Genomic DNA, 17156 nt, shown 5'->3' with positions numbered 1-17156 from the left:
AGGTTACGGATGGTAACGTGGGGAGTACTCATGCTGATTGGTCTGCAAAAAGCAGTAATAAATTCAGAACTTCAGAATACCGTCAAGTCCCGAAAAAAGAAAAATCAGGTGCGGAATGACGGCTTCACGTAATGGCAGAAGGTCTTTTAATTCCGCAATATGTTCCGGCGAAAGCCTATTTGTTTTATTGGCGCTGCCGTCAGGCGTATACATTCCCGTCATTGCTAACAGATGTTTGAGTAAATCAGGCAAGGGGGCGTTAATGGAAAAAAGCTGCGCCAGCCGCGATAATTCACGTCGCTGTTGAAATACCGCTGAATAGTTTTCTGCGCAAAAATGCTCATAGAGTTTAACGGTAACGTCTGGGGAGAAATTAGCACTCGCCGGAAAGCCGCCATCGCCTCCTAATATCAGCGTGTCTAACAGGTATTCATCGTAACCGGCAAAAATCAGGAAGTCCGGGCGGTGAGGTTTAACCTGATTCATCAATTCCCGAATGTGGCTGATATTATTAATGGTGTCTTTAATGCCGATGATCGACGGGAATTGCTGCGCTAAACGACGCACCATATCGGCAGAAATTGTGTGCCCCGTCAGCTGCGGAAAGTTATAAATCATGATCGGCAGTGCGAGATTTTCCGCCACGGTTTGGTAAAAGCGAAAAAGGCTCTCTGCGCTGAGCGGTGCGTAATAAGGATTGATGACCAATACGGCATCCGCGCCACAGCGCGCTGCATGCTGCCCGAAATACAGGACATCGTCGATGCAGGTGCCGCCGATACCGAGGATCACCGGCACGCGACCATTAACATGGTTAACCACAAATTCTGCGGTTTCCTGACGGGTTTCCCGGCGCAAAGCATAAAATTCGCCGCAGGTGCCCAGTGCCAGCACGCCGTGTACGCCAGCGTTAATCACCCGATCGAGCAACCTGCCCATTGCTTGCTTGTCGAGGTTCCCTTCAGCATCCGTCAACGTGGGAAGGGGAGGGATAATGCCTTTAATCCGATCTGCTTTCATTCTATTCAATATATTGAATAGTAATTCCATATAATAAACCAATTAAAGGGTGAGTGATTCAACCACAGGGTTGATGAAACGCGATCGTTATCACTAATTACGCGTGGAACAGAGCGTGGGTACGACAACCTATTGGCAGGCAGGGCAGGTTATTGAGGGGGGGGGGGAGGTATACAGGCTAGCCTGACATCGTCAGGCCATTTTTTCCCATTGCATAATCTGCGCGGGAGCATTGGTTTCGGAGGGGAATGTACGTTTTACCGGGGAGAAACCCAGCTTCTGGTAAAAGGCACAGGCACGCAGGTTTTGTTCATACACTTCCAGACTCAGCATAGGGAAGCGCTGCTGCACATGAGTCATCAGCGCGACGCCCACGCCTTTTCCATGCCAGCGATGATGGACAAACAGTGCGCCAACAAAACGTTGTTCCATCACGCTGATGAAACCGACGATCGCGCCTTCAACCTCATAAACCTAGGTTTCCGAGTCAGGGATATACTGTTCGCGCACCAGCGGTTCGCTTTCCTGCCAATAGGTTGGGTTGATGAACGGGTGCTATCGGGTAGTGCTTTCCAGCCACAGGGGGAGGAGGAGGGCAAGATCCTCTGGCCGGTAGTCCCTAATCACACGCGGCCTCTTGATAGCAGAAGCAGTCGGTAGTGTGATCGTTGACCAAACCAGCGGCTTGCATAAAGGCGTAGCAGATGGTTGAGCCGATAAACTTGAAGCCGCGTTTTTTCAGCGCTTTCGACATGGCATCGGAAACGGCGGTTTTGGCGGGCACATCGGACAGCGTGGTGGGGCTGTTGGGGATTGGCGGTGGCGGCATCATGGTGCCGATTTTAACGGCACTGTTTGCTGCACAGGGCGTGCAAGGTGAGCATCTGGTGCATTTGGCACTGGGCACCTCAATGGCGGCGATTGTTATTACCGCGATCTCCAGCTTGCGCACCCATCACCAGCATCAGGCGGTGCTATGGCCCGTGGTGCTGCGTATTACGCCGGCGATCCTTATCGGCACCTTCGCCGCCACCTGGTTGGTGACGCTGCTGCCTACGCGGGCGCTGGCCATCTTCTTTTCCTGCTTTATGGCCTATGTTTCATTGCAGATGGTGCTCAACATCAAGCCCAAAGCGCAGCGCCAACTGCCGGGAGTGGCTGGGGTATCGCTGGCGGGGGCGCTGGGTTATATGATTAACGGCTGGTCCACGGCGGGGATGCCTGCCTACACGCTGGGCTATGTCTCTGTGCCTGCCGTGCTGCTGATTTCGGCGGTGAGCTTACCGCGCCGTTTGGTGCGCGTTTGGCGCATCGTTTGCCGGTTGCTACCTTGAAAAAGATCTTTGCCGCACTGCTGCTGGTGCTGAGCCTGAAAATGCTGCAAACGGTATTTACCGCGTGAGCCGATGGGCGCGGCCCGTCATGGGCCGCGCCGTGCGAAACTGGCCTCAACATCAATAAAGTGCCGCTGAAGTGAAGTTGTTGCAGCATTCTGGCTGTATATCTTGCACTCAGAGGGTATACTGGCGAATTCCATATAAATCCACATATATCGCGTGAATCTGACATGCAAAAGTTTGATACCAAGACCTTCCAGGGCCTGACCCTGACGTTGCAGGATTACTGGGCTCGCCAAGGCTGCACCATTGTCCAACCTTTGGATATGGAAGTCGGCGCTGGCACTTCTCATCCGATGACCTGTCTGCGCGCGCTGGGGCCAGAGCCTATTGCCGCAGCCTATGTACAGCCGTCGCGTCGTCCTACCGACGGTCGTTACGGGGAAAACCCGAACCGCCTGCAACACTATTATCAGTTTCAGGTCATCATCAAGCCGTCACCAGACAATATTCAGGAACTGTATCTCGGTTCGCTGAAAGAGCTGGGGCTGGACCCGACCATTCACGATATTCGTTTCGTGGAAGATAACTGGGAGAACCCGACGCTGGGTGCCTGGGGGCTGGGCTGGGAAGTGTGGTTGAACGGTATGGAAGTCACGCAGTTTACCTACTTCCAACAGGTGGGGGGGCTTGAGTGCAAGCCGGTGACCGGCGAGATCACTTATGGTCTGGAACGTCTGGCAATGTACATTCAGGGTGTGGACAGCGTCTATGACCTGGTGTGGAGCGATGGCCCGCTGGGTAAAACCACCTACGGCGACGTGTTCCACCAAAACGAGGTGGAACAATCCACCTATAACTTCGAATACGCTGACGTCGATTTCCTGTTTACCTGCTTCGAGCAGTACGAGAAAGAAGCGCAACAGCTGCTGGCGCTGGAAAAACCGCTGCCGCTGCCTGCCTATGAGCGCATTCTGAAAGCGGCGCACAGCTTTAACCTGCTGGACGCGCGTAAAGCCATTTCCGTTACCGAACGTCAGCGCTATATCCTGCGCATTCGCACGCTAACCAAAGCGGTGGCCGAAGCCTACTACGCTTCCCGTGAAGCGCTGGGCTTCCCGATGTGTAACAAGAAAGAGAGCTAACAGCGATGACTGACAAGACTTTTCTGGTGGAAATCGGCACGGAAGAGCTGCCGCCAAAGGCGCTGCGTTCTCTGGCGGAGTCCTTTGCCGCCAACTTCACCACTGAACTGGATAATGCCGGACTGACACACGGTGACGTGAGTTGGTTTGCCGCACCGCGTCGTTTGGCGTTGAAAGTGGCGCAACTGAGCGCCGCACAACCGGATCGTGAAGTCGAAAAACGTGGTCCGGCCATTGCTCAGGCGTATGACGCTGAGGGCAAACCGACCAAAGCGGCTGAAGGCTGGGCGCGCGGCTGCGGTATCACTGTCGATCAGGCAGAACGTTTGACGACCGACAAAGGCGAGTGGCTGCTGTATCGCGCGCTGGTAAAAGGCGGCAGCGCTCAGGGGCTGTTGGCGGATATGGTCGCAAACGCGCTGGCGAAACTGCCGATCCCGAAACTGATGCACTGGTGCGACAAAGAGACCCAGTTTGTGCGTCCGGTGCATACGGTAACGATGCTGCTGGGTGATGAACTGATCTCCGGTCAGGTACTGGGCATTGAATCCGCTCGTACCGTGCGCGGTCATCGCTTTATGGGCGAACCCGAATTCACCATCGATAACGCTGACCAATACCCGAGCATCCTGCTGGAGCGCGGCAAGGTTATCGCCGATTATGAAGCGCGTAAGGCGTTGATCAAAGCCGATGCGCAAGCGGCTGCGCGTCAGATTGGTGGTAATGCCGATCTGAGCGAAAGCCTGCTGGAAGAAGTGACCTCACTGGTGGAATGGCCGGTGGTGCTGACCGCGCGCTTTGAAGAGAAATTCCTGGCAGTGCCCGCCGAAGCGCTGGTTTACACCATGAAGGGCGACCAGAAGTATTTCCCTGTGTATGACAACGCCGGAAAGCTGCTGCCGAATTTCATCTTTGTTGCCAACATTGAATCCAAAGATCCGCAACAGATTATTTCGGGTAACGAGAAAGTGGTGCGCCCGCGTCTGGCGGATGCCGAATTCTTCTTCAACACCGACCGTAAAAAACGTCTGGAAGATCATCTGCCGCGTCTGCAAACCGTGCTGTTCCAACAGCAGTTGGGTACGCTGCGCGACAAGACCGATCGCATTCAGGCCTTGGCGGGCTGGGTGGCGGAGAAAATCGGTGCCGACGTTGCTCACGCGAAACGCGCCGGTTTGCTCTCCAAGTGTGACCTGATGACCAACATGGTGTTCGAATTTACCGACACCCAGGGCGTAATGGGGATGCACTACGCGCGTCACGACGGCGAAGCCGAAGACGTTGCCGTTGCCCTGAACGAACAGTATCAGCCGCGTTTTGCCGGGGATGCACTGCCTGCGTCAGGCGTTGCCTGTGCATTAGCGATTGCCGACAAGATGGACACGCTGGCGGGAATTTTCGGTATCGGTCAACACCCGAAAGGGGATAAAGACCCGTTCGCGTTGCGCCGCGCTGCGTTGGGTGTGCTGCGTATTATCGTTGAGAAACAGTTGCCGCTCGATCTGCAAACGCTGACGGAAGAAGCGGTACGCCTGTATGGCGACAAGCTGACCAACGCTAAAGTGGTCGATGACGTGATCGAATTCATGCTGGGCCGTTTCCGCGCCTGGTATCAGGAAGAAGGTCATAGCGTGGACACCATTCAGGCGGTATTGGCCCGTCGCCCGACCCGTCCGGCAGATTTCTATGCCCGCGTGAAAGCGGTGAGTCACTTCCGTTCGCTGGATGCCGCCACTGCGCTGGCTGCGGCCAACAAGCGTGTGTCCAACATCCTGGCGAAATCCACCGATACGCTGAACGCCAACATTGATGCTGCTCTGCTCAAAGAGAAAGAGGAAATTCAACTGGCCACCTACGTTACCGCGCTGGAAAGCAAACTGGCACCCTGGTTCGCTGAAGGGCGCTATCAGGAAGCGTTGGCGGAACTGGCCGAACTGCGCGAACCGGTTGATAACTTCTTCGATAAGGTGATGGTTAACGCGGAAGACGAAAGCGTGCGCCTGAACCGTCTGACGCTGCTTAATCAACTGCGTAACCTGTTTCTGAAAGTAGCGGATATTTCCGTATTGCAGTAAGTGAACAGCGCGACGCGTAGCATCTAAACAAATAAGGGCCGTTCATGCAGGAACGGCCCTTTTTTCTACCTGTGTCTTGCTACCGGTCTTCCTTCTCAAACGCCATTTGCAGTGCCATCACCAGCGTATCGCAACCGGCTTTATCGATGGTTAACGGTGGAGCCAACACCAGTTTCGGTCCGACCGGACGTACCACCGCGCCGGCATCGCGTGCCGCTTCTGCAATACGGAATGCCAGCCCGTTATCCGGCGCTAATGAGCGCTTGCTCGCTTTGTCCTCTACCAGATCCAGCGCCAGCATCAGCCCTTTGCCCCGTACGTTGCCCACGGAGCGGAAGCGTGACTCAAACGGCAGCAGTTGATCCAGCAAGTATTCCCCCTGATGTGCGGCATTGGCTGGCAGATTCTCCTGCTCAACAATATCCAACACCGCCAACCCGGCGGCGCAAGCCAGCGGGTGACCACCGTAGGTAAAACCCGTCATCAGCAATCCACGCGCATCGCGGTTGTCCAGATAGGCCGCTTCGATACGCTGATTCAGCACGGTAGCAGACAGCGGCACATATCCGGCGGTGAGTGCTTTGGCAAACACCATGATGTCTGGTTTACGCCCCAACCGCGTGAACCAAACATCGCCCCGCTGCGGCCAAATCCGGTGACTACTTCATCGGCGATCAGCAGTACGCCGTATTTATCACAGATCTCGCGCACCAGCGGCCAGAAGTTAGCGGGTGGCACAATCACGCCGCCTGCGCCCTGCACGGGTTCAGCGATGAAGGCGGCAACCGTATCCGGTCCGTAATAAAGAATTTCACGCTCTAGCTGCTCAGCCACCCGTTTGCCTAACGTATCGGGATCGTCGCAGTTCCACGGGTTGCGATACTGCCAGGGCGATTCGATCTGCGTGCAGCCTTCCAGCATTGGGCCGTAGTTAAGACGGTAAATCGGCAGGCCAGACACCGAGGTGCCACCCATGTGTACGCCGTGATAGGCATTCTTTAGCGAGATAAAGCGCGTGCGTTGCGGCTTGCCTTGCAAAATCCAGTACTGACGCGCCACCTTGAGGGCGGTTTCCACACCGTCTGAGCCGCCCATGCCGTACAACACCCGCCGCATATCTTCTTGCTGTGTCATCTGAATGAGGCGATTAGATAACGCTTCGGCCATCGGGTGGCTGACGCCGTCAAACAGTTGGTAGTAAGCCAGTTCATCCATCTGTTTGGCGATGGCGGCTTTCACTTCCGGGCGATTGTGGCCCACGTTTACGCACCACAGCCCAGCGAAGCCATCGAGCATTTTGCGCCCTTTATCATCCCAGATGTAGAGGCCGTCGCCTTTAACAATGCGCAGCGGTTCGCGTTCGACCCAGTCATTCGGGTGTGCCATCGGGTGCCAAAAACGGTAATCGGTGTGGTTATAGGGTGTTGTCATTGTGAACTCCATGAAATCAGATGACGGTGAGCCGTTGCCGCCGGAGCTGCAACGGACGAATCCGCGTGGCGTTACAGGGTTTCGACCATTTGGCCGATGCGTGAATAGCGCTCGGGGCTCAATCGACGCAGGAAGTGCGCACTCATAAACCCGGCAAACGCCACCATCAGCACCAGATAGGGTAGCGATGACACCACCGGCGAGGAGGAGCCGCTCAGTACGTCGAGGTTATTGACCACCAGCGCCAGCGTTGCCAGCATGCCGAGGGCGGAGAGGGCCGGAGCGATAAGGCGGCTCCAGCGTGACACTGGCAGCGAAGGATTCCGCTGGAAGTAGGCGAGAACGGCGAGCGAGACGCTGAATTGCAGCACCAGAATCGACATGCTGCCCAAGGCGGAAGCCCAGGAGAAAACGTTCGCCATCGGGTCTAACTGCGCCAGGGCGAACAGTGCGGTGGCGCACAGCATAAACGCGCCTTGCACCAGACTGGCGATATAGGGTGTCTGGTGCGTGCGGTGGGTTTTTGCCATTTTCGACCACAGCAAACCGTCACGGCTAATGGCGAACAGGTAGCGAGACAGCGTGTTATGGAACGCCTGTGTTGCGGCAAACAGGCTGGTGATCAGCAAGACGGACATCACCTGTATAGCCCACGGACCAAGCACCTGTTCGGTAACGGTAAACACAAACATCCCGGGATCTTTGGCGGCGAGCTCGGCAACGTGAGTAGCCCCCGCATATTGCACAAATGCCCAGCCGGAGAGGGCGAAAAAGCTGGTGATCAGCACCACGGCGAGCAGTGTGGCGCGTGGGATTATCCTGGCCGGTTGCCGACACTCTTCCGAGTAGATCGCCGTCGCTTCAAAGCCGACGAAAGAGCAAATGGCGAAGATCATCGCAATGCCCACATCGCCATGAAACACGGTGGAAGGGGTAAACGCGCTGATATCAAAGGCAATAGGCTGGGTAACAATGGCGGCGTCAACCAGCAACACAATGCCGACTTCCATCAGCATCAATACGCCAAGCACTTTGCCGCCCAGTTCCACTTTGGCAATGCCGAGCGCGACGACTGCCGCTTGCATCAGCAGCGAGAACAGCCACCAGGGTGCTGCGATACCGGTGTGCATCTGCACGAACTGCGCGAAGAAGAAGCCAAACATGGCAGTGACGGCAAGCTGAATGGCGGTGTAAGTCAGCAGCGCGATGCCGAGCCCGGCGATGCCACTGTGGGTGCCCAGCCCTTGTGCGATATAGGCGTAGAAAGCGCCAGCGTTTACCACATAACGGCTCATGGCGATAAAACCAAAGCTGAAAATAAGCAGCAATGCGCCCGCCAGGACATAAACACCGGGAACGCCTGCGCCGTTGCCTGCCATAAAGGCGACGGGCAAGCCCCCGACGACGCCGGTTAAGGGCGATGCGGCGGCAATAACAAAAAAGATGATCGACCAAAGGCCAAGGCTGCCTTTCTGGAGTTGGTTCCCCTGCGGCAATGCCGTCTGGGGCAGCGCGTGCGCTGATGATGAGTGCTGTGCCATGTTCCGTTCCCCTACGTGATGGTTCATGGTCAGTCTATGAAGGGCTCTGGGGTGTGCGTTATCGAAATCTGGCAAACCTGAATGTGACGAATAGTCATCATTTTCAGATCAAATGATGAACCGCACGCCGTGTGTGCGAGGGCAGTTCAGCAAACAGGCGTTTGTAGTCGGCGGTAAACTGCGACAGGTGCCAGAAGCCCCACTTGGAGGCGATTTCGCTGATCTGTGCGTACTCTCCTTCCATCACCAGCATGCGTTTCACCCCGTTGAGTCGCATGTTTTTCAGGAATACTGCTGGGCTTTGGCCCGTGACGGTTTCAAAACAGTTTTGCAGGGTGCGACACGAGGTGTGGGTCAGTTGGCACAGCTCATCCATGGTTAGTGGCCGATCGCGATGAGCGATCAGTGCGTCCTGTGCTTTGGTGACGACACACTGCGCCTTTTGTAGAGAAGGGCGCACGCTGATGGTCTGCGTGCCCACGGCTGTGAAAAAGGCAAAGGCAAGCTCGCGGATATCACTGAGAAATTGCAACCGTGCCTGCCGTTGCGCAAATTGCAGTGGGTGTTCCATCACGCTGTGCAACATGGCCAAGATGTGTTCGCGCAGCCGTTTGGCAAGTAGATCGTGATGAATGGCGTAGACCCGGTTTGGCAGTTCATCGGTGATATCCGATAACAGTGCTAAAGGAATGCTCAGTACCAATAGCGAAGAGGTTTCCGGCGTTTGCAGCATCAACTCGCCGCCGTCGTAGGACCAGGTAATGTCCTGCTGCGTCAGGCTGTTTCCCATCCAGCGCGCTTCTCCCGACAGCGCATTAAACACCCCGAGGCAGAGCGTGCCCGTTCGGCCCTGGCCGCGTTGAAATACCGATTGTGACAGTTGCTCTTGGTAGAACTGTACGCCGTCCAGCCAGGCCTCTTTCAGGCTACCTTCAAATCGCCCGTGAGAGATTTGGTCATAGCGTAATGCCCAATCGGTCAGCAGTTGACTGTGTTGTGCCAGTTCCTGAATGCGCGATGCGCAACGAAAACCGTTTTGCTCACCAAGATGAAGTGCGGGTGTCATCGTCTGTCTTTCCTGCGTTGTGATGGGATATACCCACTGAGCAAGAATCACGCCAGCGCAATAGCAAAAAATGGCAGATTTTATCTCTGCGTTTCGGGGCTGTGAGTGATGTTTTTGCTGCATATGGTCGTAAAACAGAGGGAAATAGAGTGATTCCTGCCATATGCGTGTTTTGCGCTGTGGCGTTGCACCGTTATGGGTGTATTGCTCAATTTTGCAGCAGTGCGTTGTTATCCGGCCATCGCATCCTGAGTATCCCGGTAACTTGGCAGAAAAACGAGGGTATCGCGCTGATTCGACTATGCTTAAGGATAAGGCGGAGCAATGTGGTCCGCTTCTTCACCGGATAAGACGTGCGATAAGGAGTATGGCATGACGATAACAATGGGGTGGCGCGCGCGCTGGCTATTGCCGGTGCTGGCGTTGGGTATGGTGTTCCAACTGGCAGCCTGTGGTGATAGTGAAGCGGAGCAGCGCAAGGCGTTTATCACGGTATTGCAAAGCGTGCCATCACAACCGGGTAGCGTGCCGCCTGCACTGAGTGACGATCAGAAAAAACGGTTAGGACCTTTTGCCAACGATTACGCCATCTTAACCACCTTTTCCCAGCAGTTGCGGCAAAGCATGGCGGTGAGCCTCAAACCGTTATTGGAGCACGTTTCTCAGATTCGTGTGCCGCAGGATTATTTGACGCAACATGACGGCGTGCGTAGCGCTGTTGGGGCGATAAACCTGCTGGGGCAACAGGTACAGGCGGCAAAAACCCAGGCAGACTCAGCTCGTCGTAACCTGAGCCAGCCGCAAGAGGTGCAAGTGCTGTATGAGCGCGTTTACTCGCAGGTGGTGGTCCAACCGGCGGCGGCATTGGGGAACGTGGTGCCGACCGCCGCCACGCTGGCACAGCAGTTGGCGCAGGTGGGGGACTTCCTTCAGGCCCAGGGCAAGCAGGTCACTTTTGTGGGAAAATCAGGTGCAGTTTGAAACGGCGCAGCAGGCGGCGCGTTACAACGCGCTGATTACGCCTCTGGCAATACAGCAGCGCGATTTGATGAACGGATTACCACCACTTTTACCGCTGTTGAAACCATCGCTATAGGGCAATAACGTGAGGTGGTGATGATATTTAGTGATTTGAATCACATAATAAAAACAAAATCACAGCGTTGTAATGTGATTGAAGTCACATTGTGCTGCCGTTGATGCGGATGATGATGCGTCGAATTGATCGTATTCGGTGATTTTATGTGAACTCAGTCACTAAAATGTAGCAATGATGTGGGGATTATGTGTGATGTTTGTCACATATGGCCGTGAGGTTGCGGTATCAAACCGACGTGCTAGAGTCCGCACGATCTCTACCGACGGAAGGCAGTCACACCGTCTCACGATAATGACCACACGTGCTTGCGATCGCGCGTTTGAATAGGGGTGTGTTTTTATGCTCACAGCAGATACAAAGGTCAAAGTTCAGAATTTTGGCCGCTTCCTGAGCAACATGGTAATGCCTAATATCGGGGCGTTTATCGCTTGGGGCCTGATTACCGCGTTGTTTATTCCAACCGGCTGGCTGCCGAATGCAACACTCGCCAAGCTGGTGGGACCGATGATCACCTATCTGCTGCCGCTGCTTATCGGTTACACCGGCGGCCGTTTGGTGGCGGGCGATCGCGGTGGCGTGGTCGGTGCTATCACCACGATGGGGGTGATCGTCGGTGTGGATATGCCGATGTTCCTTGGCGCAATGATCGTTGGCCCGTTGGGCGGATGGGCCATCAAACGTTTTGACCGCGCTGTAGATGGTAAAATCAAAAGCGGTTTTGAAATGCTGGTCAACAACTTCTCGGCCGGTATTATCGGCATGTTGTTGGCTATGCTGGCGTTTTGGGCTATTGGTCCGCTCGTAGAAGGGTTGTCGAAAATCCTGGCGGCGGGCGTAAACCTGATGGTGCAGACCAACCTGCTGCCGTTGGCCTCCATCTTTGTTGAACCGGCCAAAATACTGTTCCTGAATAACGCCATTAACCACGGTATCTTCTCGCCGCTGGGTATCCAACAGGAGACGGAAACCGGTAAGTCTATTTTCTTCCTGATTGAAGCCAACCCTGGTCCGGGCATGGGTGTGCTGATGGCCTACATGTTCTTTGGCCACGGTAATGCTAAAGAGTCCGCACCGGGCGCTGCCATCATCCACTTCCTGGGCGGTATCCACGAAATCTATTTCCCGTATGTTCTGATGAATCCGCGTCTGCTGATTGCGGTGATTCTGGGCGGCATGACCGGCGTGTTCACGCTGAGCTTACTGGGCGGTGGTCTGGTTTCTCCGGCTTCTCCGGGCTCTGTTCTGGCCGTGTTGGCAATGACGCCGAAAGGGGCTTATTTTGCCAATATCGTGGCGATTGCTGCTGCGTTTGCCGTCTCCTTTGTGCTGTCAGCGATTCTGCTGAAAAGCACCAAGGTAAAAGAGGGTGACGATCTCGATGAAGCCACACGTCGAGTGCAAGAGATGAAAGCAGCCTCCAAGGGCGGTTCAGTGCCCACTGGCATCAGCGGCGATCTGAGCACCGTGCGCAAGATCATTGTGGCCTGTGATGCTGGCATGGGTTCCAGCGCCATGGGGGCTGGCGTATTGCGCAAGAAAGTGCAGGACGCCGGGCTGACGCAAATTTCTGTCACCAATAGCGCCATCAACAGCTTGCCTGAGGATGTCGATCTGGTGATTACGCATCGTGATTTGACCGAACGCGCCCTGCGCCATGCACCACAAGCACAGCATATTTCGCTGACCAACTTCCTCGACAGCCAGTTGTACAGCGATCTGGTGAGCCGTCTGGCCGCCGCTCAACCTGCGGGTGGCAGCGTTGCCGCCGCACCGGTTGTTGAGCCGCAAGCCGCCACCTTGTTCCAACTGGGCGCTGCTAACGTATTCCTGAACTTGCAGGCGAGCGATAAAGAGCAGGCGATTCGCTTTGCCGGTGAGCAACTGGTGAAAGGTGGCTATGTCGAGCCGGAATATGTGGATGCGATGCTGGCGCGTGAAAAGCTGACCTCGACTTATCTGGGCGAGTCCATCGCCGTGCCGCATGGCACCATTGAAGCCAAAGATCGCGTGCTGAAAACCGGCATCGTCTTCTGCCAATATCCGCAGGGGGTGCGCTTCGGTGATGATGAGGATGACGTGGCAAAATTGGTGATCGGTATCGCGGCGCGTAATAACGAACATATTGCGGTGATCACCCGCCTGACCAATGCGCTGGACGATGACACCGTGATTGCCCGTTTAGCGCAGACCCAGGATGTGCAGGAAGTGCTAGACCTGCTCTCCGAGAAAAAGAGTGCCTGATGCATCGGCAGCGCCGCCTTCGGGCGGCCTCTTTTTTGCCATTGTTTTGAAAGGTTAACGCATGATGAAAGCTTTACATTTTGGTGCCGGAAATATCGGACGCGGGTTTATCGGAAAACTGCTGGCAGACGCCAACATCGAACTCACCTTTGCAGATGTGAACCAGCCGTTGCTGGATGCTATCAACAACCGTAAGCAGTATCAGGTGAGAGTGGTCGGCGAGCAGGCACAGTTGGAAACGATCAGCAACGTCAGCGCGATGCACAGCGCAAGCCCGGAAGCCGTGGCGTTGATTGCCGAGGCTGATGTGGTGACGACGGCGGTAGGGCCGCAAATTCTCGAAAAAATCGCGGGTGCCATTGCTCAGGGGTTGGTGAAGCGCCATGCGCAGGGCAATACGCGCCCACTGAATATCATTGCTTGTGAAAATATGGTGCGCGGCACCACGCAGTTAAAACAACACGTGTGGAAGCATCTGCCGGAGAACGAGCAGGCATGGGTCAACGAGCACGTAGGTTTTGTTGATTCGGCGGTAGACCGCATTGTTCCACCGGTGGAAGCGAGCCAGGACGATCCCTTGGCCGTGACGGTAGAAACTTTCAGTGAATGGATTGTCGACCAAACCCAATTCGTCGGGCCTTTACCGCAGATTGCGGGCATGGAATTAACCGACAATCTGATGGCATTCGTTGAACGTAAGCTGTTTACACTCAATACTGGCCATGCCATTACCGCGTATCTTGGCCAGCAGGCTCGTCATCAGACGATCCGCGATGCCATTCTGGATACCGAGGTGCGTGCTGTAGTGCGTGGGGCGATGGAAGAGAGCGGAGCCGTGCTGATTAAGCGTTACGGCTTTGATGCCGAGAAGCATGCTGCCTACATCAACAAGATTTTAAGCCGCTTCGAAAACCCTTATCTGCATGACGATGTTGAGCGGGTTGGGAGTCAGCCGCTGCGTAAACTTAGCGCAGGCGATCGCCTGATCAAACCGCTGCTGGGCACGCTGGAGTATCAATTGCCCAATGACAACCTGATTATCGGTATCGCGGCGGCTATGCATTACCGCAGCGAGCAGGACCCGCAAGCGCAGGAACTGGCGGCGTTGTTGGATAACCTGGGGCCGCAGGCTGCGTTGGCGCAAATTTCTGGTCTGGACGTGCAGAGTAAGGTTGTGGAGCAAGCAGTGAGTGTGTATAACGCCATGCAATAATTCGCGCCGTTCGGCAGGGACGTTATGATGGAAGAAACTCAAGCCTTTGAGAATCGCGTGCTGGAATCCCTCAATGCGGCGAAAACAGTGCGCAGCTTTATGCTGAAAGCGGTTGAGCTGTTGGCGGAAGCCGTGAATATTCTCATGCTGCAAATCTTCCGTAAAGACGATTATGCGGTGAAATACGCGGTAGAGCCGTTAATGACTGGCAGTGGTCCGTTAGGGGATCTCTCGGTGCGTTTAAAGCTGATTTACGGTCTGGGTATGATCAGCCGTAAAGAGTATGAAGATGCCGAGTTGGTGATGGCGTTAGGGGAAGAGTTATTCCAAGACGAAAACGACTATCGTTTTACCGATGATGAGATTCTCGGGCAGATTACCGAACTGCACTGTGTCACCGCGTTGTCGCATCCTCCTGAACGGCTAATGGGGGGGGGAGCTTGCTGATCCCGATGCAGCAGCAGCGTTATCAGCAGGTGGTGCGTTCCACGATGGTGCTTTCTCTGACGGCATTAATCTCGCAGATTAGCCTTAAGAAAGCCTTTTAGGTTGCGGTTCAGAACGTCGACGGGCGGCGCGCTTTTGATAGCGCACCGCCCGTTTTTTTACGACGCGGAATCTTATATCAACCTTATCTCAGGTCGGTTGTTGCTTACCGCGGCTATTTACCGCTGATAGTCGAGCTGTGCCGGGCGTTCGCCATAGCCGAGGGCGGGAGTAGCCCCGTCTGCGGCTTGTGTAAGGCGAAATACCGATACCGCTTCCGTCAACACCTGCGTTTGCTTTTCCAGTGAGTTAGCGGCGGCGGCGGATTGCTCTACCAACGCGGCGTTCTGCTGCGTGGTGCCATCCATTTCCGCAATCGCCTGACTGACCTGAGCAATACCACGGCTCTGCTCTTCAGACGCGGTGGCGATTTCACCCATGATATCGTGCACCTGCGTTACCGATTTCACGATGTTATCCATGGTCTTGCCCGCGTTGGTGACCAGATTGGCCCCCTGGCTGATTTGCGTGACGGACTCACTGATGAGCCCTTCGATCTCTTTGGCGGCTTGTGAGCTGCGTTGTGCCAGATTGCGCACTTCCCCAGCAACCACAGCAAAACCACGCCCTTGTTCCCCGGCGCGCGCCGCTTCGACCGCTGCGTTCAGCGCCAGAATGTTTGTCTGGAAGGCAATGCTGTTGATAACCGACGTGATTTCGGCAATGCGCTTGGAGCTTTGTTCGATATCCACCATGGTTTGCACCACATGGCCTACCTGTTCGCCACCCTGTTTAGCGGTTTGCGAGGCATTCACCACCAGCTTGTTGGCATGGTTGGCGTTATCCGCATTTTGCTTCACGGTGGCGGTCAGTTGCTCCATGCTGGCCGCCGTTTGCTGCTCGGTGCGAGAAGAGAGATCGGTGTTACCAGCGACGATCTCGCTGGCAGCGGTAGAGATTTGACCGACGCCAACGCGGATATCATCAATCATTTGGTGCAGATTACCGTTCATTTTTGCCATGGCGTTCAATAACTGGCCCAGTTCATCGCGGCGCGAGGTCGACATGTTCATGGTCAGATCCCCCGTGGCAATGCGCTCAGCGATGGTGAGCGTATGGTTGAGCGGCGCGGTGATTTGTCGCGAAATAAACCAGGCGATCAACAGCCCAGCCAGCAGGGTGATCAGGGCCGTTACGGTCAACTGGATTTCTGAGGTGCGCACGTTGTGGTCGGTTTGCTGTAGCTGTGCGTGCAGCAGTTCGGTGATGCGATCGCTCAGCGTTACGGCGATGTCGTTCATCTGCGTGACGCTCTCCATCTCCTTCTGGTAAGCCGGCATGTAAGAGAGCACCTGCTCCTCATAGTGGTTCATGGTGCTCAGAACCGGGTCCAGCGTTTCCCGCTGTTCGACGGAAAGGCTCTGGCTCAGGAAGGTCAATGCTGTCTGCGCTTCATTGATGGAGTCGGTCAGCGTTTCTTCTGCTGCCTTGGTGCGTTCCATCAGCAAATTGTCCAGATGGAAGCGCACTGTCATCAGCTTGGTTTTGAAATCAGCCAGCAGCAGTTGCTGTGATTGGCTATCGCCCGTCGCGCACAGCTGGTCGTCAAGCTTGCTCATCGCCTGATCGGTGCCGTCCAGGCTCCAGCTTTTTCTGACGTTATCTTTGGTGGTAACAGCATCCAGATAGTTTTGGCGCTGCTGCTTGTAACTATTGATCGTGGCCGTGATGCTATCGAGCGTTTTGCTATCCTGAGCAGACCAGCTTAGTGTCTTGGCCTGGGCGACCAGCGTATTGATGTTGTCGATATGAATACTGTTTTGTTTGATGTCGCTCAGATCGTAATTGGCACCAAAGCGGGCACGATAATATTTAGCCTGATTAACCTCGGTATTAATCTGATTACTCAAATTAACTTTTTGAATACTCTCTTGTAACGACCCAATGTAACTAATTTCTCGGCCCGCAATCAGTGCGGTTAACAGCAATACCAAAAAGAACCCCAGCCCTAATTTCTTACCGACGTTGATATTTTCAAACTTGATAGCCATTCTGTTTTCCACTGTGTGTGAAACCAAACAATGGCGTCTATCCGGGGAGCGCACAAGCTTACGCTGTGCGATGGGGTGTCAGACTGAAGGCACGTCAGGAAAGAAAGACAAGCTCCGTGTCAGCGTGTGGCTATGTACCGTATTGCACCGTACAAACCGTATTCACCTTCCCATGGTAAAAATCCGGATGGGATAGACTGCCTACTTCAGACAGCAGGGACTGCCATCTGATGCGGTGTTAATCGCCATAATCCGGGTACAAGGCAGCGTGTGCCGCAAAGGAGGCAGCACAAAACACAGCATGATTTCGGCGAGTTAACCCCGGCAGGGCTTTGTTGAATAAATAGAAAGTTTGGGTAATCATCGGAACAGATCACCATAGTTGTTTCAAAATCAGGTCTCCATGGCAAAACAAAATTTTAAAATCACTAACTGGCCCTCCTATAACAAG

General features: G+C 54.8%; 10 protein-coding genes and 5 pseudogenes. 7 read left to right on the top strand and 8 right to left on the bottom strand.

Annotated features, from left to right (window positions below):
* Positions 1-63: 63 nt before the first annotated feature.
* The 3 genes and pseudogenes from ACTBDZ_RS07635 to ACTBDZ_RS07625 form a co-directional block, all read right to left on the bottom strand.
* On the bottom strand, positions 64-1020 hold the full coding sequence (locus tag ACTBDZ_RS07635; RefSeq protein WP_438814870.1) for a dihydrodipicolinate synthase family protein: 957 nt from the start codon (positions 1018-1020) through the stop codon (positions 64-66).
* A 192-nt stretch (positions 1021-1212) separates the two neighbouring features.
* Positions 1213-1647 (bottom strand): annotated as a pseudogene (locus ACTBDZ_RS07630) (N-acetyltransferase).
* Positions 1640-1813, bottom strand: a pseudogene (locus ACTBDZ_RS07625) (DNA-3-methyladenine glycosylase I); the annotation flags it as partial. The pseudogenes ACTBDZ_RS07625 and ACTBDZ_RS07630, both read right to left, overlap by 8 nt.
* Here ACTBDZ_RS07625 and ACTBDZ_RS07620 point away from each other — a divergent pair.
* The 3 genes and pseudogenes from ACTBDZ_RS07620 to glyS all read left to right on the top strand — a co-directional run bounded on the left by ACTBDZ_RS07620 (position 1773) and on the right by glyS (position 5577).
* A pseudogene (locus ACTBDZ_RS07620) lies at positions 1773-2422 on the top strand (sulfite exporter TauE/SafE family protein). The pseudogenes ACTBDZ_RS07625 and ACTBDZ_RS07620 overlap by 41 nt on opposite strands.
* A 165-nt stretch (positions 2423-2587) precedes the next feature.
* Positions 2588-3502 (top strand): glycine--tRNA ligase subunit alpha, encoded by a 915-nt coding sequence (glyQ, locus tag ACTBDZ_RS07615; protein WP_438814869.1) that lies wholly within the window; start codon positions 2588-2590, stop codon positions 3500-3502.
* A gap of 5 nt (positions 3503-3507) precedes the next feature.
* Positions 3508-5577: a glycine--tRNA ligase subunit beta gene (glyS, locus tag ACTBDZ_RS07610; RefSeq protein ID WP_438814868.1), complete on the top strand. Its 2070-nt coding sequence runs from the start codon at positions 3508-3510 to the stop codon at positions 5575-5577.
* Between the two features lie 79 nt (positions 5578-5656).
* Here glyS and ACTBDZ_RS07605 read toward each other — a convergent pair whose 3' ends face one another.
* The 4 genes from ACTBDZ_RS07605 to ACTBDZ_RS07590 all read right to left on the bottom strand — a co-directional run bounded on the left by ACTBDZ_RS07605 (position 5657) and on the right by ACTBDZ_RS07590 (position 9615).
* Complete coding sequence (locus ACTBDZ_RS07605; protein WP_438814867.1) at positions 5657-6172, bottom strand: aminotransferase class III-fold pyridoxal phosphate-dependent enzyme; 516 nt, start codon at positions 6170-6172, stop codon at positions 5657-5659.
* Positions 6115-7008, bottom strand: a complete 894-nt coding sequence (locus tag ACTBDZ_RS07600) for an aminotransferase class III-fold pyridoxal phosphate-dependent enzyme (RefSeq protein WP_438814866.1) — start codon at positions 7006-7008, stop codon at positions 6115-6117. The genes ACTBDZ_RS07605 and ACTBDZ_RS07600 overlap by 58 nt, the downstream gene beginning before the upstream one ends.
* 71 nt (positions 7009-7079) lie before the next feature.
* Complete coding sequence (locus tag ACTBDZ_RS07595) at positions 7080-8549, bottom strand: APC family permease (protein WP_438814865.1); 1470 nt, start codon at positions 8547-8549, stop codon at positions 7080-7082.
* A 103-nt stretch (positions 8550-8652) separates the two neighbouring features.
* Positions 8653-9615: a helix-turn-helix domain-containing protein gene (locus ACTBDZ_RS07590; protein ID WP_438814864.1), complete on the bottom strand. Its 963-nt coding sequence runs from the start codon at positions 9613-9615 to the stop codon at positions 8653-8655.
* A gap of 384 nt (positions 9616-9999) precedes the next feature.
* On the opposite strand from ACTBDZ_RS07590, the pseudogene ACTBDZ_RS07585 reads away from it, so the two are divergent.
* The 4 genes and pseudogenes from ACTBDZ_RS07585 (at position 10000) to ACTBDZ_RS07570 (ending at position 14716) form a co-directional block, all read left to right on the top strand.
* Positions 10000-10711: pseudogene (locus tag ACTBDZ_RS07585) on the top strand (DUF3053 domain-containing protein).
* 342 nt (positions 10712-11053) lie between these two features.
* The gene (locus ACTBDZ_RS07580; protein ID WP_438814863.1) at positions 11054-12955 is read left to right on the top strand and encodes a PTS mannitol transporter subunit IICBA; all 1902 of its coding nucleotides are present in this window, start codon (positions 11054-11056) and stop codon (positions 12953-12955) included.
* Positions 12956-13019: 64 nt separating this feature from the next.
* Positions 13020-14168 (top strand): mannitol-1-phosphate 5-dehydrogenase, encoded by a 1149-nt coding sequence (locus tag ACTBDZ_RS07575; RefSeq protein WP_438814871.1) that lies wholly within the window; start codon positions 13020-13022, stop codon positions 14166-14168.
* Positions 14169-14192: 24 nt separating this feature from the next.
* Positions 14193-14716 (top strand): annotated as a pseudogene (locus tag ACTBDZ_RS07570) (MltR family transcriptional regulator).
* Positions 14717-14833: 117 nt separating this feature from the next.
* Here the strand turns inward: ACTBDZ_RS07570 and ACTBDZ_RS07565 are convergent.
* Complete coding sequence (locus ACTBDZ_RS07565) at positions 14834-16705, bottom strand: methyl-accepting chemotaxis protein (protein WP_438814862.1); 1872 nt, start codon at positions 16703-16705, stop codon at positions 14834-14836.
* Positions 16706-17156: the final 451 nt, after the last annotated feature.

Origin of the sequence: Symbiopectobacterium sp., from assembly GCF_051710365.1 — a bacterium.
In the GTDB taxonomy this organism is placed as follows: domain Bacteria; phylum Pseudomonadota; class Gammaproteobacteria; order Enterobacterales; family Enterobacteriaceae; genus Symbiopectobacterium.
This window is presented reverse-complemented; position numbering and strand designations above follow the sequence as displayed.